22 protein-coding genes are annotated in these 23509 nt (G+C 64.9%); 16 read left to right on the forward strand and 6 right to left on the reverse strand.

Features of this window, described 5'->3' with window-relative positions; all coding sequences use genetic code 11:
- Positions 1 to 120: 120 nt before the first annotated feature.
- Positions 121 to 1269 (reverse strand): acyl-CoA dehydrogenase family protein, encoded by a 1149-nt coding sequence (locus tag AC0L30_RS13595; protein ID WP_473404459.1) that lies wholly within the window; start codon positions 1267 to 1269, stop codon positions 121 to 123.
- Positions 1270 to 1416: 147 nt separating this feature from the next.
- Positions 1417 to 2631 (reverse strand): acyl-CoA dehydrogenase family protein, encoded by a 1215-nt coding sequence (locus AC0L30_RS13600; RefSeq protein ID WP_007597997.1) that lies wholly within the window; start codon positions 2629 to 2631, stop codon positions 1417 to 1419.
- 136 nt (positions 2632 to 2767) lie between these two features.
- Between AC0L30_RS13600 and AC0L30_RS13605 the strand changes: the two genes are divergently transcribed.
- A complete protein-coding gene (locus tag AC0L30_RS13605; protein ID WP_473404460.1) occupies positions 2768 to 3313 on the forward strand; it encodes a carboxymuconolactone decarboxylase family protein in 546 nt (181 codons plus the stop codon).
- 90 nt (positions 3314 to 3403) lie between these two features.
- Positions 3404 to 3898, forward strand: a complete 495-nt coding sequence (locus AC0L30_RS13610; RefSeq protein WP_219678950.1) for a VOC family protein — start codon at positions 3404 to 3406, stop codon at positions 3896 to 3898.
- A gap of 127 nt (positions 3899 to 4025) precedes the next feature.
- Here the strand turns inward: AC0L30_RS13610 and AC0L30_RS13615 are convergent, their stop codons facing one another.
- Together AC0L30_RS13615 and AC0L30_RS13620 are read right to left on the reverse strand one after the other, a co-directional pair.
- A complete protein-coding gene (locus tag AC0L30_RS13615; protein WP_473404461.1) occupies positions 4026 to 5261 on the reverse strand; it encodes an MFS transporter in 1236 nt (411 codons plus the stop codon).
- A gap of 174 nt (positions 5262 to 5435) precedes the next feature.
- Entirely contained in the window at positions 5436 to 6683 is a 1248-nt protein-coding gene (locus AC0L30_RS13620) for an MFS transporter (RefSeq protein ID WP_473404462.1), read from the reverse strand.
- Positions 6684 to 6900: 217 nt separating this feature from the next.
- Between AC0L30_RS13620 and AC0L30_RS13625 the strand changes: the two genes are divergently transcribed.
- A complete protein-coding gene (locus AC0L30_RS13625) occupies positions 6901 to 8970 on the forward strand; it encodes a prolyl oligopeptidase family serine peptidase (RefSeq protein WP_473404463.1) in 2070 nt (689 codons plus the stop codon).
- 178 nt (positions 8971 to 9148) lie between these two features.
- Here AC0L30_RS13625 and AC0L30_RS13630 read toward each other — a convergent pair whose 3' ends face one another.
- Positions 9149 to 9820, reverse strand: a complete 672-nt coding sequence (locus tag AC0L30_RS13630; RefSeq protein ID WP_007598007.1) for a DUF938 domain-containing protein — start codon at positions 9818 to 9820, stop codon at positions 9149 to 9151.
- Between the two features lie 260 nt (positions 9821 to 10080).
- Between AC0L30_RS13630 and soxX the strand changes: the two genes are divergently transcribed.
- The 10 genes from soxX to AC0L30_RS13680 all read left to right on the forward strand — a co-directional run bounded on the left by soxX (position 10081) and on the right by AC0L30_RS13680 (position 17763).
- Complete coding sequence (gene soxX / locus AC0L30_RS13635) at positions 10081 to 10434, forward strand: sulfur oxidation c-type cytochrome SoxX (RefSeq protein WP_219682792.1); 354 nt, start codon at positions 10081 to 10083, stop codon at positions 10432 to 10434.
- A gap of 38 nt (positions 10435 to 10472) precedes the next feature.
- Positions 10473 to 10964, forward strand: a complete 492-nt coding sequence (soxY, locus tag AC0L30_RS13640; RefSeq protein ID WP_007598010.1) for a thiosulfate oxidation carrier protein SoxY — start codon at positions 10473 to 10475, stop codon at positions 10962 to 10964.
- A gap of 15 nt (positions 10965 to 10979) precedes the next feature.
- Positions 10980 to 11291 carry a thiosulfate oxidation carrier complex protein SoxZ gene (gene soxZ / locus AC0L30_RS13645; RefSeq protein WP_473404464.1) on the forward strand — a complete coding sequence of 104 codons (312 nt, stop codon included), beginning with the start codon at positions 10980 to 10982 and terminating at the stop codon, positions 11289 to 11291.
- Positions 11291 to 12154 carry a sulfur oxidation c-type cytochrome SoxA gene (soxA, locus tag AC0L30_RS13650; RefSeq protein ID WP_007598012.1) on the forward strand — a complete coding sequence of 288 codons (864 nt, stop codon included), beginning with the start codon at positions 11291 to 11293 and terminating at the stop codon, positions 12152 to 12154. Before soxZ ends, soxA begins: the two co-directional genes overlap by 1 nt.
- Positions 12151 to 12468 carry a hypothetical protein gene (locus AC0L30_RS13655; protein WP_007598015.1) on the forward strand — a complete coding sequence of 106 codons (318 nt, stop codon included), beginning with the start codon at positions 12151 to 12153 and terminating at the stop codon, positions 12466 to 12468. Before soxA ends, AC0L30_RS13655 begins: the two co-directional genes overlap by 4 nt.
- A gap of 55 nt (positions 12469 to 12523) precedes the next feature.
- Positions 12524 to 14275, forward strand: a complete 1752-nt coding sequence (gene soxB, locus AC0L30_RS13660; protein WP_473367525.1) for a thiosulfohydrolase SoxB — start codon at positions 12524 to 12526, stop codon at positions 14273 to 14275.
- Entirely contained in the window at positions 14272 to 14730 is a 459-nt protein-coding gene (locus tag AC0L30_RS13665) for a DsrE family protein (protein WP_354127053.1), read from the forward strand. The genes soxB and AC0L30_RS13665 overlap by 4 nt, the downstream gene beginning before the upstream one ends.
- A 272-nt stretch (positions 14731 to 15002) precedes the next feature.
- Positions 15003 to 16040, forward strand: coding sequence for an MBL fold metallo-hydrolase (locus AC0L30_RS13670; protein WP_007598021.1), 1038 nt, complete (start codon positions 15003 to 15005; stop codon positions 16038 to 16040).
- Positions 16041 to 16115: 75 nt separating this feature from the next.
- The gene (locus AC0L30_RS13675) at positions 16116 to 16289 is read left to right on the forward strand and encodes a hypothetical protein (RefSeq protein ID WP_473404465.1); all 174 of its coding nucleotides are present in this window, start codon (positions 16116 to 16118) and stop codon (positions 16287 to 16289) included.
- A gap of 265 nt (positions 16290 to 16554) precedes the next feature.
- Positions 16555 to 17763: an MFS transporter gene (locus AC0L30_RS13680; RefSeq protein WP_473404466.1), complete on the forward strand. Its 1209-nt coding sequence runs from the start codon at positions 16555 to 16557 to the stop codon at positions 17761 to 17763.
- Between the two features lie 89 nt (positions 17764 to 17852).
- On the opposite strand, the gene AC0L30_RS13685 is transcribed toward AC0L30_RS13680, so the two are convergent.
- On the reverse strand, positions 17853 to 19178 hold the full coding sequence (locus AC0L30_RS13685; RefSeq protein WP_007598027.1) for an MFS transporter: 1326 nt from the start codon (positions 19176 to 19178) through the stop codon (positions 17853 to 17855).
- A 145-nt stretch (positions 19179 to 19323) separates the two neighbouring features.
- On the opposite strand from AC0L30_RS13685, the gene AC0L30_RS13690 reads away from it, so the two are divergent.
- From AC0L30_RS13690 to AC0L30_RS13700, 3 genes are read left to right on the forward strand one after another with little or no spacing between them, the layout of a single operon-like run.
- Entirely contained in the window at positions 19324 to 19977 is a 654-nt protein-coding gene (locus tag AC0L30_RS13690; protein WP_473404467.1) for an ABC transporter ATP-binding protein, read from the forward strand.
- Positions 19974 to 22436: an ABC transporter permease gene (locus AC0L30_RS13695; protein ID WP_473404468.1), complete on the forward strand. Its 2463-nt coding sequence runs from the start codon at positions 19974 to 19976 to the stop codon at positions 22434 to 22436. The genes AC0L30_RS13690 and AC0L30_RS13695 overlap by 4 nt, the downstream gene beginning before the upstream one ends.
- Positions 22426 to 23508, forward strand: a complete 1083-nt coding sequence (locus tag AC0L30_RS13700; protein ID WP_354200180.1) for a lipocalin-like domain-containing protein — start codon at positions 22426 to 22428, stop codon at positions 23506 to 23508. The genes AC0L30_RS13695 and AC0L30_RS13700 overlap by 11 nt, the downstream gene beginning before the upstream one ends.
- The last annotated feature ends 1 nt before the right edge of the window (position 23509 follow it).

Genomic DNA, 23509 nt, shown 5'->3' on the forward strand with positions numbered 1-23509 from the left:
CCCCCCCCCCCCCCCCGCCCCCCCCCCCCCCCCCCCCCCCCCCCCCCCCCCCCCCCCCCCCCCCCCCCCCCCCCCCCACCGCCTGTGAGGCGACGCCCTGGACCTCACACCCGTCTCGCCTCAATACCCCCGCGCCCTCGCCAGCTGCTCGGTGTGGTAGTTCGCATCGCCGAACAATTCCTCGCACACGCGCGCGCGCTTCATGAAGAAGCCGATGTCGAACTGGTCGGTCATGCCCATGCCGCCATGCATCTGCACGCCTTCCTGCACCGCGCGCGTGGCGGTGGTGCCGGCGCGGGCTTTTGCCACTGCGACGCTTGACGCCGCCTTGGCGACGTCCGTATCGAGCGCTTGCAGCGCCTTCATCACGGCGGCGCGGGTGATCTCGATGTCGACATAGAGTTCGGCGGCGCGGTGCTGCAGCGCCTGGAATTCGCCGATCAACTTGCCGAACTGCTTGCGGCTCTTGAGGTACTCGACGGTGCGGTTGAACACTTCTTCGCTCAAGCCGACCATTTCGGAGGCCACCGCGCCGCGCCCGATATCGAGCACGCCGTCGAGCAAGCCGGCGCCCTGGTCGACTTCGCCGAGCACGCTATCGGCATCGACCTCGACATTGGCAAGCTCGATCCGCGCCGCATTGTGCGCGTCGACCATGATGGTGCGCTCGATCGCAACGCCCTTGGCCGCAGGGCTCACCAGGAACAGCGTCAGCCCCTCGCGTTCGCCGGCCGAGCCGGCGGTGCGTGCCGCGACAATGAGAAGGTCGGCAACGTGACCGTCGACGACGAGCGCCTTGGCGCCGGAGAGCCTGAAACCGTTGCCGGCGCGTACGGCCTGGAGGCTGGTCTGAAGCGGGCGATGTTTTGCGCCCTCGTCGATCGCGAGCGTCGCGAGCAGGGAGCCGTTGGAAATCTTCGGCAGATACTCCGACTTCTGCGCGGCATTGCCGCCGCGGTTCAGCGCCGAGGCCGCGACCACGCTGGTGGCGAGGAAGGGCGACGGCATCAGCGTGCGGCCGATCTCCTCCATCACCACGCCGGCCTCGACATAGCCGAGGCCGCTGCCGCCGAACTCTTCCGGCACCAGCAAGCCGGCAAAGCCCATCTCGGCGAAGGAATGCCAAAACTCCTTGGAGAAGCCGATGGGGTCTTTGCTATCGCGCAGATGGCGCAGATGGCGCAGATGCGACACCGGCGCCTTGTCGCTGATCAGCCCGCGCGCGCTGTCGCGGAGCATCGATTGTTCTTCGGTGAGGACGAGGGCCATGTGCGTGTTCCAACAAAATGCGGTTCGACTGAATTCGGTGGTTGAACCTCATGGTGAGGAGGCGCAAAGCGCCGTCTCGAACCATGCAGGCCCCACTCATCCTTCGAGACGCGGCCTGACGGCCGCTCCTCAGGATGAGGACTTTTGCTAGGCCCCCGGCAAATCCAAAATGCGCTTGGCGACGATGCCGAGCATGACCTCGGTCGTGCCGCCCTCGATTGAGTTGGCCTTGGTGCGCAGCCAGGCGCGCGGACGGGCGCCTTGCCTGGAGCGCTCGCTCTCCCATTCCAGCGCATCGACACCGCCGGCCGACATCAGGATCTCGTAACGGCGCTTGTTGAGCTCGGTGCCGTAATATTTCATTGCCGACGAGAACGCCGGATGCGCCTGCCCCGCCTTGGCGAGATCGACCGCGCGTTCGGCGCAGGCTGCAAGGGCGGCTTCATCGACGTCGAAGCTGGCGATCCGGCCGCGCAGCATGGAATCGTCGAGCCGTCCCAGCGCATCGGTGCCGATGGAATCGGCCGCGATCTGGCCTAGCGGACGGCCGACGCCGCGCTCGCCCATGCCTGATATCATCGCGCGCTCATGCTGGAGCAGATATTTCGCGACGTCCCAGCCGCGATTGACGGTGCCGACCACATGCGATTTCGGCACGCGGACATTGTCGAAGAACGTCTCGCAGAACGGCGAGTAGCCGGAGATCAGCAGAATCGGCTTGGTCGAGACGCCCTTCGAGGCCATGTCGAACAGGATGAAGCTGATGCCGTCATGCTTCTTCGCGGCGGGATCGGTGCGGACGAGGCAGAAGATCCAGTCGGCGTAATTGGCATAGGACGTCCAGATCTTCGACCCAGTGATCACGAAATCGTCGCCGTCGCTCTCGGCGCGGGTCTGCAGCGAGGCAAGATCGGAGCCGGCGTTCGGCTCGGAATAGCCCTGGCACCAGCGGATCAGGCCCCCTGCGATTTTCGGCAGGTGCTCTTTCTTCTGCGCGTCGTTGCCGTATTTCAGCAGCGCCGGCCCGAGCATCCAGATGCCAAAACTCGACAGCGGCGGGCGCGCTCCGATTCGTCCCATCTCCGCACGCAGCACCTTGTGCTCGGCGGCGCTCAGGCCACCGCCGCCGTACTCCTTCGGCCAATCGGGTACGGTCCAGCCCTTGTCCCGCATGCGCTCGAACCAGATGCGCTGCGGCTCGGACGAGAATTTTGCGTTACGTCCGCCCCAGAACACGTCGGCGTCGGACGTTGCGGGCTTGCGCATCTCCGGCGGGCAATTGGCTTCCAACCAGGCGCGCGTTTCGCTGCGGAATGTTTCGAGATCGGCGGTCTCAGTCTCGCTGGCCCTGGAGTCAGTCATGGGTCGTTTCCATCATTCAAAATCGGCTTGTTGGGCACGACTCTGGGCCAAGCTCCCGCGGAATTCAACCACTTCCGTGTCACGCATCCGCTATAGTCGCGGCCACGGCGAGCTTGAAAACAAAGAGGAAACAACAATGCGCCTGAAGCTTCTTTCGCCTGGCGAAATGAACGAGAGCCAGCGGCAGACCTATGACGAGTCGATTGCCGGCAAGCGCGGCAAGCCGCCGGCACCGATGATGGCGTGGCTGAACAGTCCCGACATGGCCCGTCATGCCACGCGGCTCGGCGAGGTCCTGCGCTACGACACGATATTCCCCGCAAAACTTTCGGAGATCGCGATCCTGGTGACGGCGCGGCACTGGACCGCGCATTACGAATGGTACGCGCACAAGCGCCTCGCGCTTGCCGGCGGCATGGACCCCGACATCATCGACGCGATCCGCGACCGCCGCACGCCTGTCTTCGACGATCCCAAGGGCAAGATGATCTACGACGTCGCGAAGTCGCTGCATGAGGGCCATGGCGTCGAGAAGGGTCTCTATGATGAGGCGGTAAAGCTGCTCGGCGAGCGCGGTGTGGTCGAGGTGATTGGTCTCTGCGGCTATTACACGCTGGTGTCGATGACGCTGAACACGTTCGAGTTCGAGCTGCCGGAGGGCGAGGTGCGGGAGCTCTCATAGTTTCGCGTAAGGAAACGATGGGTTTCGGGATAGGTCAGTAGCACTGTTCCGGGCCCGGGCTTATGTGGAGTCCATCAACGGAGCAGCCGCATGTCGCAGAACCAAGCCGTCGCCGCCGGCACCAGGATCGGCCACGTCCATCTCAAGGTCGCCGATCTCGATCGCGCGCTGGGCTTCTATTGCGGCGTGCTCGGTTTCGAGCTGATGCAGCGCATGGGCTCCGGCGCGGCCTTCATCTCGGCCGGCGGCTATCACCACCACATCGGGCTCAACACCTGGGAGAGCAAGGGCGGCTCGCCGCCACCGCCAGGCACGACCGGGCTCTATCACACCGCGATCCTCTATCCGACCCGGCCCGCGCTGGCGGATGCGCTGCACCGCGTGCTCTCTGCCGGCATTGCGCTCGACGGGGCGAGCGACCATGGCGTGTCCGAAGCGCTGTATTTGCGCGATCCGGACCAGAACGGCGTGGAGCTGTATTGGGACAAGCCGCGGGAGCAATGGCCGTTCGGGCCGGATGGTAAGCTCGCGATGTTTACGAAGCGGCTGGATGTGGACGGGCTGCTGAAGCAGCGGGAGGCTTAAACTCAACTCTCTCCTCGTCATTGCGAGGAACGAAGGGACGAAGCAATCCAGAATCTTTCCGCAGTAGCAGTCTGGATTGCTTCGCTGCGCTCGCAATGACGGAGGATGTTGAAGCGACGCCGCGCCTCTACGCAGTCGTCGCATGCGGCTTCCCCCGCACCATGATCAGCGCCGCCGCTAATAGCTCCAGCGCAATACACAGATAGAACGGCAGCTCATAGCCACCGGAGAAATCGCGCAGAAAACCGACCACGCCGGGGCCGAATGCATAAGTCACCTGGTTGATCGCGGTGTTGAGGCTGATCAGCACGCCGAACGAGGCGGAATCGAATTCCTGCTGCACGATCAGCGACGGCAGCGTGATGAGATTGCCGACCGAGAAGCCGAACAACGCGCAGGCGGCGATCAGCAAATAGTCATTGTGCAGATTGATGACGACACACAGCGCCACGGCCTGGCTCAGGAACGACAGCGCCGAGGCGAGCCGCTGATTGAGGCGGTCGATCACCAGCGAGAACAGCACCCGGCCGATCACCGCCATCGCGGTCAGCACCGCAACCGCGACGGCCGCGCGCTCGCGCCCGATCACGGGATCCAGGAACGAGATCAGGTGGACGATAAAGCCGACCTGCGCGAACAGCACCAAAGCAAAGGCAATTGTCACCGTGAGGAAGCCGACATCGCGCAACGCCTGGCTGCGAATCTGCGCCGACGATTGCGGTTTCGTTTTCGTCGCGGCGCGCCGGCCATGGAGATCGGGCGGGCGGCCGACGACAATCAGGATCACCGGCACGAGCAACGCCAGCATGGCGCCGGCCACGATAAACATCGCGCTGGCGAAGCCGACGTGACCGATCAGGGTCACCAGCAACGGCACACCGACAATGCCGCCGAAGCTTGCGCCGTTCAGCGCGAGACTGATGGCCATGCCGCGCTTGTGGTCGAACCACAGGCTGATCGTGTTGGTGATCATGGCCAGACTCGTGCCGGCCCAGCCGAAGGCGAGCACGGCGTTCGCGAGATAAAGCTGCCACGGCTCACGCACCGCGCCGATCGCGACCGCCGCGGCGGACATCGCCAGCGTCCCCGCGATCAGGCCGAGGCGCGGGCCGTATGTGTTGACGGCCTCGCCGACGAAGACGACGAGCAGCGCGCCGAACAGATAGAAGAACGTCGTGCCGGACGAGATCAGCGAGGCCGACCAGCCGTGCGCGCGCTGGAGCTCGGCGACATAGACGCTCTGGCCGTAGAAGCCGAGCCCCCAGCCGAAGGTCGCGAGCAGGAAGCAGACCGCAACGATGCGCCAGCCTTCGTAGCGGAGAGAGGACTCGTCGATCGTGGGATGTTGAGGATTGTCGAGCATGCCGCTTACTCCGTCATGCCCGGACTTGTTCCGAGCATCCTCGTTCTTCGATCCGGGCGCCCAAGACGTGGATGGCCGGGACAAGCCCGGCCATGATGACATCTAAGCAACTCGCCCCGGAAATCACTTCGGCCTGGATCGAACTATCAACGCTGCTGACAGCCTCCCGCCATCTCAGATCGCGTCCGGGAACTCGCCCATGGCCGCGTCGAGCCGCGCCTTGCGGCGGCGGGCAAAGGACGCCAGCGAGAGCACGGCGAGCCCGAGCAGCACCGGCGGGAACACCACCATGTTCACCGCGGACCAGCCGTAACTGGCGAGCAATTGGCCGGACGAGAACGAGCCGATCGCCATCATGCCGAACACCAGGAAATCGTTGAAGGCCTGCACCTTGTTGCGCTCCTGCGGCCGGTGCGTCTCCAGCACCAGCGCGGAGGCGCCGATGAAGGAGAAATTCCAACCGATGCCGAGCACGATCAGCGTGGCCCAGAAATGCATCGCGGTGATGCCGGACAGGCCGATGCTGGCCGCGCCGGCCTCCAGCAGCAGGCCGGCGGCAACAACCTTCCGCGCGCCGAAGCGGGCGATCAGCGCACCCGTGAAGAAGCTCGGCCCGTACATGGCGACGATGTGCCATTGAATGCCGAAATTGGAATCGGAAACGCTCAAGCCGCACAGCTTCATGGCGAGCGGCGCCGAGGTCATCACCAGATTCATCATGGGGTAGGAGATGACGCCGCACAGCGCCGCCGCGATGAAGCGCGGCTGGGTCACGATCTCGAGCAGCGGCCGCCCGCCGTGAAGATCGGCCGGTGCCGGCTTCGGCATGTCGACCCCGGCGACGATACCCATCGCGACCAGCGCGACAGCCGCCTGGACCAGGAAGCTGAAGGCGAACAGATAAGGCTGCCAGACATCCATGGTCCATTGCACGAGCTGTGGACCGAGCACGCCGGCGAACACGCCGCCCGCCATCACCCAGGACACCGCCTTGGGCCGGTACGCCGCGCTGGCGCCGTCGGCGGCAGCGAAGCGGTAGGACTGCGCCACCGCGCCGTAGAGGCCGCCGAGAAAAGTCGCCAGACAGAACAACGGAAACGAAGCGTGCAGGATCGCGAAGCAGCCGAGCAGACCGGTCAGCGCGCCCACACCGGTGCCGACGATGAAAGCGACGCGGCGGCCGAAGCGGCGCGAGATCGCGCCGGTCGGCAGCGTGCCGGCGGCGAGGCCGAGCACATACATCGAGATCGGCACGGTTGCGAACGAGACGTCGGGCGCGAGCGTCGCGCCGACGATCGCGCCGGTTGCGAAGATCACCGCCGAGTTGGCGCCGGTCAGCGCCTGCGCGGCGGCAAGGCGCACCACATTGGCACGCACGCGGGCGTCGGCGGCGATCTCATTGGCTGCAGTCACATCCAGCATCGGCATTTCCGCCCCAACGGGCTTTCGAGGGGCTTCAAAGGCTTTCAAAGGCTCGCTTGATTCCCGTCACTATGGCGGGACGCGAGAGGGCGGGCAACCGGCGCAAACGGGCGCAGGCCATGCCTCTGACGCAATCGGGCCGATGATAATGGGCCGCGCACTTGACGGCTTGCGCTCGATCAAATCCTATCCGCCGCGACCTTCCGGAGTTTCGTTCATGTCCGTCGACGACAGGCCTACGCTCAGCGCTCCCGACGACGATCCCTGGCTCTGGCTGGAGGAGATCGAAGGCAAGCAGGCGCTCGATTTCGTCACGCGGCAGAACAGCCTGACGCTCGACGCGTTCGGCGGGACCGCCTTCGCGCGCGACCGCGACATGCTCGCGGCGATCTACGATCGTCCCGACAACATTCCCTATGTCAGCCGGCGCGGCGACGAACTGCACAATCTCTGGAAGGACGCCACCAACCCGCGCGGCTTGTGGCGGAAGACTTCGCTCGCCGAGTTTCGCAAATCGCATCCCGCGTGGGAAATCCTGCTGGACGTCGACCAGGTCGCGGCACGCGAAGGCGAGGACTGGCTGCTGAGCGGCATCACCACTCAGCCGGGAAGCGCGCGCGCCATTTTGAGTCTGTCGCGCGGCGGCAGCGACGCCGTCACCTTGCGGGAATTCGACCTCGGCACCAAGAGTTTCGTGGCGGACGGATTTGCGCTGCCGGAAGCCAAGGGCGGCGCCGATTGGCTCGATGCCGACACGCTGCTGCTGTCGAGCGCCCATGGCGAAGGCATGGCGACTGCTTCCGGATATTCGCGAACGGTTCGCCTGTGGCGGCGCGGCCAGCCTGTCGATCAGGCGCAAATGATCATCGAGACCACGGCCGATCATATGGCGATCTCCGGCATCGTCGACGACACCGCTGCGGCCCCGCGCAGCTGGATCGTCGACCAGATCGACTTCTTCAATCATGCGCTCTGGCTGCGCGACGCCGACGGCACGACGACGAAGCTCGATCTGCCGACCGGCATCTGGTTGCAGGCGCATGGCGACTGGTTCGCGATGAAGCTGCGCGAGGCCTGGTCGATCGAGGGCAGAACCTATGCCGCCGACACCGTGCTCGGCATCTCGCTCCCGGCCTTCCTCGCCGGCAGCCGCGATTTCGCGGTGCTGTTCGCGCCCGAACCTCGCCGTGCCCTGCAAGGCCTGTTCTGGGCCGGGGGCAGGCTGGTGCTGTCGATCCTCGACGAGCTCCAGCCGCAATTCGAGATCTGCACGCCGTCCGCCACAAGCTGGAGCCGCGAATCACTTGGCGGCCTGCCGCAGATCGGCGTGGTCGACATCTGGCCGCTGGATCGCCATCCCTCCGAGAGCAACGGCGACCTGCTTGCCAATGTGCAGGATCCGCTGACGCCGCCGTCGCTGCTGCTCATCGAGCGCGACGTCGCGAGCCCGATCGTGTTGAAGCAGGCGCCGAAAACATTCAACGCCGACGGCCTCGTGGTCACCCAGCACGAGGCGATCTCGATCGACGGCGAGCGCATTCCCTATGTGCAGACCGGCCCCAGCGGCGAGACCGGCGATGCACCGGTCTATATGAGCGCCTATGGCGGCTTCGGCCTCGCCGTGAAGCCGTACTACAATTCGTCGCTCGGCAAGCTGTGGCTGGAGCGCGGCGGCACCACGGTGCAGGCGAATTTGCGCGGCGGCGGCGAATTCGGTACGCGCTGGCACGATGCGGGGCGATACGCCGGCAAGAAGCTGTCGCACGATGATTTCGCCGCCGTTGCCGCCGATCTCGTCCGCCGCGGCGTGACGACGGCAAAGCGCATCGCCGCGCAGGGCGGATCCAACGGCGGCATCCTCATCACCAACATGCTGGTGCGATACCCCGAACGTTTCGGCGCGCTGTTCTGCACCATCCCGCTGATCGACATGCGCCGCTACACGAAGCTGCTCGCCGGCGCGAGCTGGATCGCGGAATATGGCGATCCCGACAAGCCCGAGGAATGGGACTGGCTGAAGACCTACTCCGCCTATCACAACGTCAAAGCCGGCCAGCCCTATCCGCCGATCCTGATCGCCACCACGCGGCGCGACGACCGTGTCCATCCCGGGCATGCGCGCAAGATGGCGGCAAAGCTCCAGGCCATGGGCTACGAGGCCTGGTTCTACGAGCCTGAAGCGGGCGGCCACGGCTACGGCAAGGACAACAAGGAGCGCGCCGGGTTCGAGGTGATTGGCTTTCGGTTCTTGAAGGAGAAGATCGGGTGGAAGGACGGCGAGGGCTGACGACCTCTTGATTGAATCAGTGGGAGCGCAGCAGGCGGTGCACCTCGCCCGCTTGCGGGAGAGGTCGGCGCGAAGCGCCGGGTGAGGGTTCTATCCTCTAGGGGATACCCCATTGCGGAGACACCCTCTCCCCAACCCTCCCCCGCAGGCGAGGGAGGGAGCGCAGCGCCGTCTGGGCTTAGCGCGAAAACACCAGCGTGAGATTGTTCGCTGGCATGTCAATGGTATCGACAAGGCGAAGACCTGCGCCGCGCGCGAGCGCCTCGACATCGGCGATGTCACGCACGCCCCAGTCGGGATTGCCTTCACGCAAGGAGGTGTCGAACACGGCGTTGCTGAGCGCGATGTGCTTGCCGCCGCGCTTGAACGGGCCGTAGAGGAACAGCTTGCCGTCGGCCCGCAAATAGCGGCCGGCGCCGGCGAACAGACCCTCGGCGACGCTCCATGGCGCGATGTGGATGACATTGGCGCAGAACAATGCGGCAAGACTCGACGGTGCCTGCCCGCTTTTCATCTCCGGACACCAGTCCGGATCGGTGAGATCGATCCGCAGCGGCGAGCGGATGTTTTTCAGGCCTGAATGAACACGCCAGGCCTCGATGCTCTTGAGGTGGCGCTGGTTGAGATCGCTGGGCCACCAGATCAGGCCGGGCGTGTGACGGGCGAAGTAGACCACGTGCTGGCCGGTTCCGCTGCCGAGCTCGACCACGTTGCCGGTGCAGCCGGCGAGATGCTTCTCCAGCGCCGCCCAGAGCGGCTCGTGATTGCGATGAAATGCCGGTGCATCGAGCCGACCATCCGACTCGACCCGACCGCCATCCCTGCCGAATTCGACGACATATTCAGCCAAGTGAGGTCCCCTTGAAAAAACGAGAACGCGATGAAAACAGGTTGAGCGCCCAAACGCTCGGGAAACAGCCGGCCCGCGCCACGGCCCTTAACTCTCGGGCCAAATCGGCTGAACAAATAATCTCATTAGTTGCAATGGGGAAGATATTAACTTCATTTTGTCGCGTGCATAGTCTTGATTGTCAGGCGGTGCCCTTTGTGCTTTGGAAACGCTTCTATTTCGCGATCGAGACCATCGATATAACGCCTCGGAATAACGCCGTGACCGCCTTTTCCCGGACGCCCGTTCTGTTCATCTTGCTGGCCATTGCCGCCGGCCTCGCCAGCCCGGCGTGGGCGCAGTCCGCTGTGGCCGACGGCCAGAAACTCGCTTTCGACCGCGGCAAGGGCAATTGCCTGACCTGCCACGTGATCAAGGGTGGCGACCTGCCGGGAACGATCGGGCCGGAACTGAAGGACCTCAAGGCCAAGTACCCCGATCGCAACGAGCTGGCCGCGATCATCTTCGACGAGACCAAGCGCAATCCGCAGACCATGATGCCGCCGTTCGGCCGGAACCGGATTTTGACCGAACAGGAGATCAGCGCGATCGTTGATTTCCTGCAGACCCTGTGACTTCAGGCACGCCACGAGATTTGGTTGGGAGACCCGAGATGACCACACTCACCGGCCCAAGCGCGACGCGGCGCCTGATCCTTCAGGGCGCAGCCTCGGTCGCGCTGCTCGGCCTCGGCAATCTGCCGTTCGGCGCCGCGCCCGCGCGCGCTGCGGCCAACGACAAATATCCCGAAGAGGCCTTCAAGCAGAAGAGCGAGGCGGACGCCATCAAGGCGCTGTACGGCAAAACCGCCGAGCCGTCCGACAAGGTCAAGCTGGACGCCCCCGAGATCGCCGAGAACGGCGGCGTGGTGCCGATCTCGGTGGCGACGACGCTCGACAAGGTCACCTCGATCTCGTTCTTCGTGGCCGAGAATCCCAGCGCGCTGGCCGCGTCCTACAGGATTCCCGAAGGCACGATCCCTGCTGTCGCCAACCGGCTGAAGATGGCCAAGACCACCAACGTCGTTGCGATCGTGGAGGCCGACGGCAAGCTCTACAGCGCGACCAAAGAGGTCAAGGTCACCGTCGGCGGCTGCGGCGGCTAAGCGAGGAAGATCGAGATGGCATCCAGCATTCGCGTCCGCGCCACCGCCAACGGCGACATCACCGAGGTGCAGGCGCTGATTCAGCACCCCATGGATACCGGCTTCGTCAAGGACGCCAAGGGCGAGCTGATCCCGGCGCATTACATCCAGCAGCTGAAATTCGAATGTAACGGCAAGGACGTCTTCGTTGCCGATTGGGGCACCGCGGTCTCGAAGGACCCCTATGTCAAGTTCAGCTTCAAGTGGGCCAAGAAGGGCGACGATCTCAAGGTCTCCTGGACGGATAACAAGGGTGCGTCGGACACGACCACCGCGAAGATTTCGTGATGAAGGCCCGCACCTCCATCCTGCTTGGTTCGTTGAGCGCCGCGCTCGTCGCGTTGGCCCTCACCTCTCCGCGCGTGGTGGCGGCCGACAAGGTCGATCCCGTCGCCGATGCCAAGGCGTTCCAGAACTTCTTCTTCCAGAAGTTTCCGACCGTGAAGCACGAAGATTTCGTCAACGGTCCTTATTCCATGAACGAGGATATGAAGCGGCAGTGGCAGGAGAAGGAGGAATTCCCGCCCTACGAGTTCGCGCTCGACGCCGGCAAGGAAATGTTCGCCACCCCGTTCAAGAACGGCAAGACCTATGCCGACTGCTTCCCGAACGGCGGCATCGGCATCCGCCAGAACTATCCTTATTTCGACGAGAAGGAAGGCAAGGTCGTCACGCTGGAGCTGGCGCTCAACCGCTGCCGCGAGGCCAATGGCGAGGCGCCCTATTCCTACGTCAAGGACGAGATGGCCTCGCTCACCGCCTACATGGCCTTCACCTCGCGCGGCAAGCCGATGGACATCAAGATCCCCGACGATCCTCGCGCGCTCGCGGCATTCGAGAACGGCAAGCGCTATTTCTACACCCGCCGCGGCCAATTGAATTTCTCCTGCGCGAGCTGCCATGTGCAGAGCCCGGGCGAGCGCATCCGCGCCGAGATCCTGGCGCCGGCGCTCGGCATTCTGAACGCGATGCCGATCTACCGCTCCGAATGGAGCGGCATGGGCACGACCAGTCGCCGCTTCGTCACCTGTAACAGCCAGACCCGCGCGGTTCCGCTGGAGCCGCAGGCGGATGAATATCGCGACGTCGAATATTTCCTGTCCTACGTCGCCAACGGCCTGCCGATATCGGGACCGGGAGCGCGGCCATGAAGCGGTCGCTTGCTCTCGCCGTGGTGCTTGCCTTGCCGCTCGCTCTGAGCCTCGCGCCGGCGGCGCGTGCGGCAAACGAGGCGGATTACAAGGCGGCCTATGCCGCCGCCGAGGCCTCCTCCAAGGAGGCCGCCGGCATGCGCAACCAGTGGACCGTGACCGTCTCGACGCTGGCCGCCGCGAAGAAGGCGGCCGATGGCGGCGATTACGACCGCGCCGTGGCCGCAGCCAGGGAGGCCGAGGCGCTGGCGAAAGCGTCGATCTTCCAGGCGATTTCCGAAAAAGAAGCCTGGAAGGCGATGGAAATCCGCTAGACTGTTCGCTTGTGCAACAGCCTTGCGGCCATGAGAGGGCGCGGAGAATTTCTGGATGGCGATCCGCCGCCGCGATTTCCTGAAGAATGCAGGCCTTGCTGCCGCATCGCTTAGCCTGCCACGGCTTGCGCGCGGTGCTGAGGCCGCGAGCATTTACGACATCGAACGGTTCGGCAATGCGCGCATCCTTCACCTCACCGATACGCATGCGCAACTCAATCCGGTCTATTTTCGCGAGCCCAGCGTCAATATCGGGATCGGCGAGATGGCGGGACGGCCGCCGCATCTGGTCGGCCGCGCCTTCCTCGACCGTTTCGGCATCAGGCCCGACAGCGCGGACGCCTATGCCTTCAGCTGCTTCGAGTTCGAGAAGTCCGCAGGCCGTTTCGGCAAGCTCGGCGGCTTCGCCCATCTGAAGACGCTGATCGACCGCTTGCGCGGCGATGCCGGCGAAAAACACTCCATGCTCGTTGACGGCGGCGATCTCTGGCAAGGCACGGGACTCGCCAACATCATGCAGGGCCGCGACATGGTCGAGGCCGCAAACCTGCTCGGCATCGAGGCGATGACCGGGCATTGGGAATTCACCTACGGCGAGCAGGCGCTGCGCGACAATCTCGCGCGCTTCAAGGGCGAGTTTCTGGCGCAGAACGTCTTTCTCACGGAGGAAGCCGCATTCAACGACGCCCCCGCCTTCGACAAGGCGACGGGGCGCGTGTTCAAGCCCTCCCTGATCAAGGAGCTCGGCGGCCATCGCGTCGCGATCGTCGGCCAAGCCTTCCCTTACGTGCCGATCGCGCATCCCAAACGGTTCACGCCGGACTGGTCCTTCGGCATCCGCGAGGAGGAACTCCAGAAGCATGTCGACCGCTTGCGCGGCACCGACAAGGTCGATGCAGTCATTCTGCTGTCGCACAACGGCATGGACGTCGATCTCAAGCTTGCAAGCCGCGTCACCGGCATCGACGTCATCCTCGGCGGACATACCCATGATGCGATCCCGCAGCCCATCGCCGTGAAGAATGCCAGCGGCACGACGCTCGTCACCAATGCCGGCTCCAACGGAAAATTTCTTGCCGTGCTCGATCTCGCGCTCGAAAAAGGCAAGGTCGGCGACGTCAAATATCATCTGCTGCCGGTTTATTCCGAGCTGTTGAAACCCGATCCTGGGATGGCCGAACTGATCGGCCGGTTGCGGGCGCCCTTCGCTAACGACTGGTCGGAAAAGATCGCGACGCCCGATCGCCTGCTGTATCGCCGCGACAATTTCGCCGGCCCGGTCGACGAGCTGATCTGCAGCGCGCTGCGCACCGAGCTCGACGCCGAGATCGCGCTGTCGCCGGGCTTCCGCTGGGGCGTCACCGGGCTGTCCGGCCAGGCGCTGACGATGGAGGATTTGCTCGCGGAAACCGCGATCAGCTATCCCGAGACCTATGTGCAGGAGATGACGGGAGCCCAGATCAAGGACGTGCTGGAAGACGTCTGCGACAATCTCTTCAATACCGATCCCTACTACCAGCAGGGCGGCGACATGGTCCGCGCCGGCGGGCTCAGCTACACCTGTACGCCGACGGCGGCGATCGGCAGCCGCATCTCGGAGCTGAAGCTCAATGGCGGCAAGGCGCTCAGTGCCAGCCACCGCTACAAGGTCGCGGGCTGGGCCTCGGTCAACGGCCAGCAAGGCGCGCCGGTGTGGGATGTGGTGGCGAAATATCTGCGGTCCGGCCGGATGTTTCAGGAGCGGCTCGGCTCCGGCGTCACGCTAAAGGGCGTCGAGGGTAATCCGGGCATTGCAGGACAGGGATGATGCGGTCGCAAGCCCTATCCGCGATGCTACTGGCGCTGTTCGCCTGGGCGGCGATGCCGCCGGCGTTTGCGCAACAGGTGCCGCTCCAGGACAAGCCGTTCGCCGAGCACAAGATCGTGCTGCAGCTCTCCGATGGCGATGCCAGGAAGCAAGCTCTGGTGCTCAGCGTCGCCAACAATTTGCTGAAGGCCTACGACCCCGACAAGGTCGCAATCGAGGTGGTGGCGTTCGGTCCCGGCATCGATCTCCTGTTATCAGGCAGCGAGCGCCGCAAGCAGGTCGAGAGCCTGATCGCGCAAGGCGTACGCTTCGACATCTGTCTCAACACCGTCGACACGATCGAGCGAGAAACGGGCAAGCGGCCGGACTTCATCCCCGCCGCCACGCCGGTGCAGGTCGGAGTCGGGCAGATCCTGTTTCTCAGCGAGAACGGGTACACATTGGTGCGGCCCTGAGCCTTTTGTCGGGGCAAAGCGTCGCGGCACAGTCGGTGTCATCGCCCGCGAAGGCGGGCGATCCAGTACTCCGAGACCGCGAGGGATACGGAAAGGGCGCGGCGTACTGGATTCCCCGCCTTCGCGGGGAATGACAGCGGTGGCCAAGTGACGCCCGCTCGCCGGTCACAGGAATAAAAATCTTCCAAATTTTCTTGCTTGCGTAGTGAATTGCTTCTCTTGTGAGCCCGAAATGTAGTAGAATCTCCGGGTAATTCACGCCGGGTCTTGCCATGATCTTCCGTCAGCTCTTCGACAGTGTTTCGGGTACCTACAGCTATCTCCTGGCGAGCCGCCCCGGCGGCGAGGCGCTGATCCTCGATCCCGTCCTGGAGAAGGTCGACCGCTACTGCCAGCTGCTGCGCGAGCTCGATCTCAAGCTGGTCAAGGCCGTGGACACCCATCTCCATGCCGACCACGTCACCGGCCTCGGCGAGCTGCGCGACCGCACCCATTGCATGACGGTGATGGGGGACCAGACCAAGGCCGACGTGGTGGCGATGCGGGTTGCCGACGGCGACAAGGTGACGATCGAGGGCCTGGCGCTCGACGTGATGTACACGCCCGGCCACACCGACGATTCCTATTCCTATTTGATGGGCGACCGCGTCTTCACCGGCGACACGCTGCTGATCCGCGGCACCGGCCGCACCGATTTCCAGAACGGTTCTTCGCGCGCGCAGTATGAGTCTATTTTCAATCGGCTGCTGAAGCTGCCCGACGAGACCATGGTGTTCCCAGCGCATGACTACAAGGGCGACACCGTCTCCACCATCGGCGAGGAGAAGCGCTACAATCCGCGGCTCCAGGTTCGCTCGGTCGACGACTATATCGAGCTGATGGCCAATCTGAAGCTGCCCAATCCGAAGATGATGGACGTTGCGGTGCCCGCCAACATGCATGTCGGCCTGCACCAGGAGGAGCTGGAGAAAGAGGGCCGCGCGCTCCGCGCCGTCGAGGCGATCCGCAGCCTCGGCCGTCCCGATATCCTGCTGGTCGATTTGCGCGAGACCAATGAGCGGATGAAGCACGGCATGCTCGAAGGCGCGTTGCATACGCCCTATCCGTCCGTCGAGGACAGCCTCAAGCCCGGCGGCATGCTGCGCGAGGTCGCGGCCGCCACCGGCCGCCGCGTCGTGTTCTTCTGCGCCTTCGGCGAACGCTCGGCGATGGCCGTCGCCGCCGCCAAGGAGGCCGGGCTCACCAACACCGCCCACATCGCCGGCGGCATCGACGCCTGGAAGAAGGCCGGCGGGCCGGTGGTGCACTGACGACTTGAGATAAGTCAGGAACCGCACATATCTTCCGGATAGGATCGGCCGCAGCATCACCATCCGGGACCAGCCATGGCCAAGATCGGCAAGCCGAGCGCGCCGCCCAATATTGCGGACGACACGCCAGCAAAAGACAAGGCGAAGAAGCCTCCGCCTCCGCGCGACACCGAAGACGATGATTACGAAGACGGCGACATCGCGACACCAAAGCGAGACCGCTACGGGCCGGATGACGAGCCGTTTTGAGGGCTCGGCTCTTGCCTCGCTCTCAACTGTCGTCCTGGCGAAAGCCAAGACCCATACCGCGTGATCTCTCGATCGTGGATGGTCGCAGTACCGGACCACGAGTTTTCGCCAAACTGCTTCCTGGGGTAATGGGTCCTGGCTTTCGCCAGGACGACGGCGGGGAATCTCCCGCCCACACTACCTGCCATGCGCCTGCGTTCATGGACAAATAACCGCTCTGCCCGATAGTTTGCGCGTCTCCAAAGGACGTGAAAACGGAACTGCAATGGTCGACGTTCTCGCCGCACCGCAACAAGGCAAGGCGGACAGCGCGCTACGCACGCTGACGGGAATCTCGATCGCGCATTGGGTCAGCCATTTCCATCTGCTGGTCCTGCCGATGCTGTTTCCGTTCCTCAGGAATCAACTCGGCGTCGGCTATGTCGAGCTCGGCTTTGCACTGACCGTGTCGGCCGTGGTCTCGGGGCTGACGCAGGCGCCGACCGGCTATCTCGTCGACCATTTTGGTGCGCGAAGAATCCTGCTGGGCGGCCTCACGCTTGGCGGCCTCGCGCTGATCCTGCTCGGCCTGCACCTCAGCTACGCCTCGCTGATCGCCTGCGCCGTGCTGCTCGGGCTCGCCAACAGCGTCTACCATCCCGCCGATTACGCCATCCTCGCCGAGCACATGGACGAAGCGCGGATGGGCCGCGCTTTCTCGATCCATACCTTTGCCGGCTATTTTGGCGGCGCGGTGGCGCCGGCGATCGTCGCCGCGATGGTCACCGTATCTAGCGGTGCCGGCGCGCTGATCGCATCGGGGGCGATCGGTGTTCTGGTCGCGCTGCTGCTGGTGACGATGAACATTCCCGATGCCGGCGCGCACAAGACCAAGCCGGGCACCGAGAACGCACCAAAACAAGCCGTGATCACGCCGGCGCTGATCACGCTGACGGCGCTGTTCATGCTGCTCAGCCTGTCAGTCGCCGGCATCAACAATTTCGGCGTGGTGGCGCTGATGAGTGGCTACGGCGTGACCTATTCCGCGGCCAATGTCGCGCTCACCGCGTTCCTCGGTGCAAGCGCCGCCGGCGTGCTCGCGGGCGGCTTCCTTGCCGACCATACCGAGCGCCACGGCTATGTCGCTGCCGCCTGCTTTGCCGCAAACGCGGCGATCGTGCTGCTGATCGCGCTGGTCACGCTGCCGGGCTGGGCGCTGACTGCCACGATGGCGGCAGCGGGTTTCCTCTCCGGCGTGATCGCGCCCTCGCGCGACATGCTGGTGCGCAATGCCGCCCCTCCCGGTGCTGCGGGGCGCGCCTTCGGCATCGTCTCCACCGGCTTCAATCTGGGCGGTATCGTCAGCCCGCTGCTGTTCGGCTGGATCATGGACCAGAGCGCGCCGCATTGGGTGTTCGGGGCGTCGGTGATCTTCATGGTCGCGACCGTGGTGCTGTCGCCGTTCACGGAGCGGAAGCGGCCAATCGCTGCTTGAGCAACAAGCTCAATTGTCGCCCCGGCCTTGCGCGCAATTGCGCACAGGGGCGGGGATGACGTTGTGATTGGGTTGACTGAAGTGGCCCCTTACGTCGGCGATACCGCGCCCTTCAGCGCGCTGGCCTGCGGCGCGGCGGTGCCGGTCAGCCTGGCCTTTTCCGTGTTCGGCCAGAGCAGGAGCAGCCCGAGCACACCGGAGCCGACCATGATCGCGGCGTTGATGGTGAAGCCGGTCATGTAGCCGTCCAGCATGCTGCCGGCGCGCTGGATCACGGTGCCCATCACGGCGGGCGCGATGATGCCCGAGAGCGTATAGAGCGCGCCGTAGATCGCGAGGATCGCGCCGCGCTGCGACGTCGGCGTGAACTCGCCGAGCATCGGCGGGCAGACCACGTAGATCGCTCCGCACAAGCCCGTTCCAACCACAAGCAAGGTGAGCTGAAAGCCCGCGCCCTGAACATGCGGCATCGCGGCCAGGATCAGGCCACCGATGACCAGCGGCACGGAGCCGAGCACGCCGCGTGCGACGCGGGTGGTCGAGCCGCGGGCCATCATCAGTTGCGAGATCCAGCCGGTCAGGATCACAATGGTGGCGCCGAACACCCAGGGCAGGGTCGAGATCCAGCCGGCCTGGCTCTGCGAGAAGCCGAGGCCCTTGATGATGAACGGCGTGAACCAGGTCAGCCCGAGCGACAGCGCCCAGTAAGCACCGAAGGTCGCCGCGACGCAGCCGAGGAAGGTGCGCGAGGTGAGTAGCTGAAGGTAGGGAATCTTCGTCTCGGCCGCAGCCTGAGCCTGTGTGTCCTCCAGCGGGCCTTCCTTGCCGAATGCGAGCCAGGCGCAAACCCAGATCAGGCCGACGACGCCGAGCGCGCCGAACGCATAATGCCAGGAATGATTGACGATGATCCAGTTCAGCGCCGGCACAGCGAGGATGACGCCGAAGGCCGAGCCCTGCGACAGGATCGCGGTCGGCAGCGTCCGCTTCTCGTCGGGAAACCATTTGTAGATCGCATGCGCAGCGACCGAGAAGGCCGGGCCTTCGCCGGCGCCGAGCACGATGCGGCAGATCAGGAGCGTGGTGAAGGAGACGGTGCCGACCATCGGAAACTGCGCGAGCGCCCAGACCACCGCGAGCGCGAGCAGCACCCAGCGCGTCGGCACCTTGTTGACGATGAAGCCGACCACGATCGCAGAGATCGAGAACAGGAAGAAGAACGACGAGCCGAGCAGACCGAACTGCTCGGGCTCGAGCTTCAGCTCAGTCATGATCGGCACGCCGGCGAGACCGACGACGATCTTGTCGGCGAAGTTCACCAGCATGAAAAGAAACAGCAGAAATGTAACGGTCCAGGCGCCCTTAGGCGTTCCAGTCGTCTTGCCCGCCACCTCGGGCGTTCCCTGAGCGCTCATCATTCTCCCCGTCGTCCGTTTTTGGCACTTTTTTGATGTAGTCCTCTTAGGAGCTAACAACGGCTTCAAGACCAACGCAACCCGGCATTTCCGCAGCAGGTGTGCTACGCAGCAATTCCAGTAATTCCGTCCGGCGCCATTCATCGTGCTGAGCATCCGAAACCTCTCCAAGACGTTCTCTTCGGCCGGTGAGCCGGTCCATGTGCTGCGCGGCGTCGATCTCGACCTCAAGGCCGGCGAACGCGTCGCACTGACCGGCGAATCCGGCAGCGGCAAGAGCACGCTGTTGCACCTGATCGCAGGGCTCGATGCCGCCGATGGCGGCACGATCCAACTGGAAGACACCGAGGTCACCAAATTGTCCGATGCGGGACGCGCGGGCCTGCGCCGCGACCGGATCGGCCTGGTGTTTCAGCAGTACAATCTGATCCCGAGCCTGTCGGTCGGGGATAATCTGGTGTTTCAGGCGCGGATCGCCGGCCGGTACGATGCAGCTTGGTATAAGGAGCTGATCGAGCGTCTCGGGCTTGGCGGCCTGCTCAAGCGTTATCCAGAACAATTATCGGGCGGCCAGCAGCAACGGGTCGCGATCGGCCGGGCCCTGGTGATAAAGCCGTCGTTGCTGCTGGCGGACGAGCCGACCGGCAATCTCGACGAGGCCACCGCCGAGGACGTGCTGGCCCTGACGCGCGACCTCGTCACGCGCACCGGCTGCGGCTTTCTGATGGTGACGCACAGCCTGCATCTGGCCGCGACGCTCGATCGCCACGTCAATCTGCATGCCGGGCGGATCGCATGAGGCGCGCGCTCTGGGTCCTCGCCGTGCTGCTCAGCCATTGGCGGCGCCACAAGATGCAGTTCGCGACGCTCCTGATCGGGCTGATCGCGGCGACCGCGCTGTGGAGCGGCGTGCAGGCGATCAACCAGCAGGCCCGCAACGCCTATGACCGCGCCGCGGCAACCTTCGGCGGCGCGCGCACGCCGATGCTGGTCGCGCCCGATGCCGCGACTTTTCCGCAGGAGCTGTTCGTCAAGCTCCGCCGCGCCGGCTGGCCGGTCTCACCGATGCTGGAGGGACGCATCCAGGTCAACGGGCGCTCGGTCCGGCTGCTCGGCATCGAGCCGGTGACGCTGCCGGTCGATGTCGGCAATGCACCGCGCCTAGGCGCCGCCGATCTGAGCAACTTCATCGCGCCGCCGGGCCAGACGCTGGTGGCACGGGAGACGCTGAACGATTTGCAGGAGCAGGAGGGCGCGGCACCAGCGATCAGCAGCGGCGCAAAACTGCCGCCACTGCGCGTGCTGCCGCAGCTTGTGCCCGACGTGCTGGTGGTCGATATCGGCGTGGCGCAGCGGCTGCTGAACAAGCCGGAGCAAATCTCGCGACTTCTGATCGGCAAGCCCAGGGGCAAGCCCGCGCCATTGGCGAGCGTCGTCGGCGACCGCTTGCAGCGGGTCGAGACCAATGCGGAGACCGAGCTGGAGCGCCTCACCGACAGCTTTCACCTCAATCTCACTGCGTTTGGCCTGCTGTCGTTCTTCGTCGGTCTTTTCATCGTCAATTCTGCCGTCGGTCTCGCCTTCGAGCAGCGGCTGCCGATGCTGCGCACGCTGCGGGCCTGCGGTGCCTCGGCGCGACTGGTCAACACCGTGCTGGTGGTCGAGCTCGTGGCGCTGTCGCTGGTCGCAGGCCTGATCGGGCTTGCCTGCGGCTATTTCATTGCGGCCGCGCTCTTGCCCGACGTCGCGGCGTCCCTGCGGGGACTCTATGGCGCGCAAATCCCGGGGCAGCTCAGCTTGCGACCCGAATGGTGGCTCGCCGGGATCGGCATCAGCATTGCCGGCGCGCTGGTGGCCGCGGCGACTAGTCTGATCAAGGCTGTCAGGATGCCGGTGCTGGCGACCGCGCAGCCGCGCGCCTGGCAACAGAGGCAGCGCCGTTGGCTGATCCTGCAAAGCGGAGCTGCCTGCGCCGTGTTCGCGGTCGCGCTGTTGCTGCTCCAGTACGGACAATCGCTGATCGCGGGCTTTGGCGTGCTGGCAGCCCTGATGCTGGGCGCCGCGTTGATCCTGCCGGCCTTCCTCGACATCATCCTGCGGACCGGGCAGCGTTTCGCGCGAAAACCGCTCGCGCTGTGGTTCTGGGCGGACAGCCGGCGGCAGCTCTCGGGATTGTCGCTGGCGCTGATGGCGCTGCTGCTCGCGCTCGCCGTCAATGTCGGGGTATCCACCATGGTGGAAACGTTCAGCCGCACTTTTGTCGGCTGGCTCGACGGGCGGCTCGCAGCCGACGTCTACATCAGCGCCTCCGACAATGCGAAAGGCGTCGCGATCCGCAATTGGCTGAAGGAGCGCAGCGATGTCCAGGCCATTCTCTCGGGCGGACGCGCCGAGGCGCAGGTGCAGGGGCAGCCGGTGGAACTGCTTGGCCTGCCCGATCATGCACTCTATCGCGAGCGCTGGCCGCTGCTCGAAGCCGCGCCGCGCGCCTGGACCCAGCTCATACCTGGCAATGCCGCCTTCATCAGCGAGCAGCTGAGCCGCCGCCTCAACGTCCGCGTCGGTGACGTCGTTGACGTCCCGGCGCCGGGCGGGACCTGGGAGCTCGACATCGTCGGCATCTATGCCGACTACGGCAACCCCAAGGGCCAGCTTGCGGTGAATGTCGCGGCGCTGATCCGGCAGTTTCCGCAGACGCCGCAGACCCGCATCGGTCTCATCGTCGCGAAGGAGAATATCCCCGGCCTGATCGCCGCGCTGCAGAAGCAGTTTGCGCTCGACGATCGCAGCGTCGCCGATCAGGCGACGGTGAAAGCGGAGTCGATCCGGATCTTCAACCGCACCTTTGCGGTGACGTCGGCGCTGAATGCGTTCACGCTCGGCGTCGCTGGGATCGCGCTGCTGACCAGCCTTCTCACGCTGGCGAATTCGCGCCTGCCGCAGCTTGCGCCGCTCTGGGCAATCGGCATCACGCGGCCCCGCCTTGCCGCGATCGAACTGACCAAGACGCTGTCGGTCGCGCTGTTCACGTCACTCCTGGCCGTGCCGCTCGGGCTGCTGGTGGCGTGGTGCCTGATCGCGATCGTCAATGTAAAAGCGTTCGGCTGGCGGCTGCCGTTCCATGTGTTTCCGTTGCAATTGGTCGAGCTGGTCGCGGTCGCGCTGTTCGCCTCGTTGCTTGCCGCGCTGCTGCCAATGATACGGCTGGGGCGGATGCAGCCGGCGAGCCTCGTCAAGGTGTTTGCCAATGAACGCTGACAGGATCTCGCGGCGCACCTTCGCCGGCGGCATTGCCGCCCTCGCTCTCGCGCGACGGACACATGCGCAAGGCTATGCCGGCCTCGGTGAAACCGCCGACGGCTTTGCGAAGGTCGAGCCGGGAAAGACGTTCTCCTTCCCCGCCGATCACGGCCCGCATCCGGAGTTTCGCATCGAGTGGTGGTATCTCACGGCGAATCTCGTCGACAGCAGCGGCGCGGCTTGCGGCCTGCAATGGACGCTGTTTCGCCAGGCGACGCAGCCGGGACCGCAGGGCGAGGGCTGGGCCAACCAGCAGGTGTGGATGGCGCATGCGGCGGTGACGCGGGCCGACACCCACCGCTTCAGCGAGCTGTTTTCACGCGGCGGCGTGGGACAGGCCGGCGTCACGGCGAAACCGTTCTCAGCCTGGATCGACGATTGGGCGATGAACGGATCCGAGCGCACCGAAGATCGCGCTTTGGCGCCGCTGACGCTGAAGGCCTCGGGCGCCGACTTCAGTTACGCGCTGACACTCGAGGCCGATCGTCCCGTGGTGCTGCAGGGCGATCGCGGCTACAGCCGCAAGTCGGAGCGCGGACAGGCCTCCTACTATTACAGCCAGCCGTTCTATCGCGCCCGCGGCACGCTCACCATCGATGATAGGCCGGTCGATGTTTCCGGCCAGGCCTGGATGGACCGCGAATGGAGCAGCCAGCCGCTCGACACCGACCAGACCGGCTGGGACTGGCTGTCGCTGCATCTCGCGTCCGGCGACAAGCTGATGCTATACCGGCTGCGGCAGAAGGACGGCATGGACTATCCATTCGGCAACTGGATCAGCGCCACAGGCGACACGCAGATGATCGTGGGTGCCGATATCCGGATGATTCCGAAAGCGACGGCTGAGGTGGCCGGGCGCAAGCTGCCGGTGGAGTGGCAGATCGCGATCCCCTCGCGGTCGTTCTCGATCCAGTGCAAGCCGCTCAATCCAAAGGCGTGGATGGGGACCGGTTTTTCCTATTGGGAAGGGCCGATCAGCTTTACCGGCACGCATGACGGCGTTGGCTATCTCGAGCTGACCGGGTATTGAA

This window comes from Bradyrhizobium sp. MI1.11 (assembly GCF_055811255.1).

Coding starts and splice junctions, on each gene's coding strand:
- AC0L30_RS13595 (WP_473404459.1), bottom strand. CDS start 1,269: ATGGCCCTCGTCCTCACCGAAGAACAATCGATGCTCCGCGACAGCGCG.
- AC0L30_RS13600 (WP_007597997.1), bottom strand. CDS start 2,631: ATGACTGACTCCAGGGCCAGCGAGACTGAGACCGCCGATCTCGAAACA.
- AC0L30_RS13605 (WP_473404460.1), top strand. CDS start 2,768: ATGCGCCTGAAGCTTCTTTCGCCTGGCGAAATGAACGAGAGCCAGCGG.
- AC0L30_RS13610 (WP_219678950.1), top strand. CDS start 3,404: ATGTCGCAGAACCAAGCCGTCGCCGCCGGCACCAGGATCGGCCACGTC.
- AC0L30_RS13615 (WP_473404461.1), bottom strand. CDS start 5,261: ATGCTCGACAATCCTCAACATCCCACGATCGACGAGTCCTCTCTCCGC.
- AC0L30_RS13620 (WP_473404462.1), bottom strand. CDS start 6,683: ATGCTGGATGTGACTGCAGCCAATGAGATCGCCGCCGACGCCCGCGTG.
- AC0L30_RS13625 (WP_473404463.1), top strand. CDS start 6,901: ATGTCCGTCGACGACAGGCCTACGCTCAGCGCTCCCGACGACGATCCC.
- soxY (WP_007598010.1), top strand. CDS start 10,473: ATGACCACACTCACCGGCCCAAGCGCGACGCGGCGCCTGATCCTTCAG.
- soxZ (WP_473404464.1), top strand. CDS start 10,980: ATGGCATCCAGCATTCGCGTCCGCGCCACCGCCAACGGCGACATCACC.
- soxA (WP_007598012.1), top strand. CDS start 11,291: ATGAAGGCCCGCACCTCCATCCTGCTTGGTTCGTTGAGCGCCGCGCTC.
- AC0L30_RS13655 (WP_007598015.1), top strand. CDS start 12,151: ATGAAGCGGTCGCTTGCTCTCGCCGTGGTGCTTGCCTTGCCGCTCGCT.
- soxB (WP_473367525.1), top strand. CDS start 12,524: ATGGCGATCCGCCGCCGCGATTTCCTGAAGAATGCAGGCCTTGCTGCC.
- AC0L30_RS13665 (WP_354127053.1), top strand. CDS start 14,272: ATGATGCGGTCGCAAGCCCTATCCGCGATGCTACTGGCGCTGTTCGCC.
- AC0L30_RS13670 (WP_007598021.1), top strand. CDS start 15,003: ATGATCTTCCGTCAGCTCTTCGACAGTGTTTCGGGTACCTACAGCTAT.
- AC0L30_RS13675 (WP_473404465.1), top strand. CDS start 16,116: ATGGCCAAGATCGGCAAGCCGAGCGCGCCGCCCAATATTGCGGACGAC.
- AC0L30_RS13680 (WP_473404466.1), top strand. CDS start 16,555: ATGGTCGACGTTCTCGCCGCACCGCAACAAGGCAAGGCGGACAGCGCG.
- AC0L30_RS13685 (WP_007598027.1), bottom strand. CDS start 19,178: ATGAGCGCTCAGGGAACGCCCGAGGTGGCGGGCAAGACGACTGGAACG.
- AC0L30_RS13695 (WP_473404468.1), top strand. CDS start 19,974: ATGAGGCGCGCGCTCTGGGTCCTCGCCGTGCTGCTCAGCCATTGGCGG.
- AC0L30_RS13700 (WP_354200180.1), top strand. CDS start 22,426: ATGAACGCTGACAGGATCTCGCGGCGCACCTTCGCCGGCGGCATTGCC.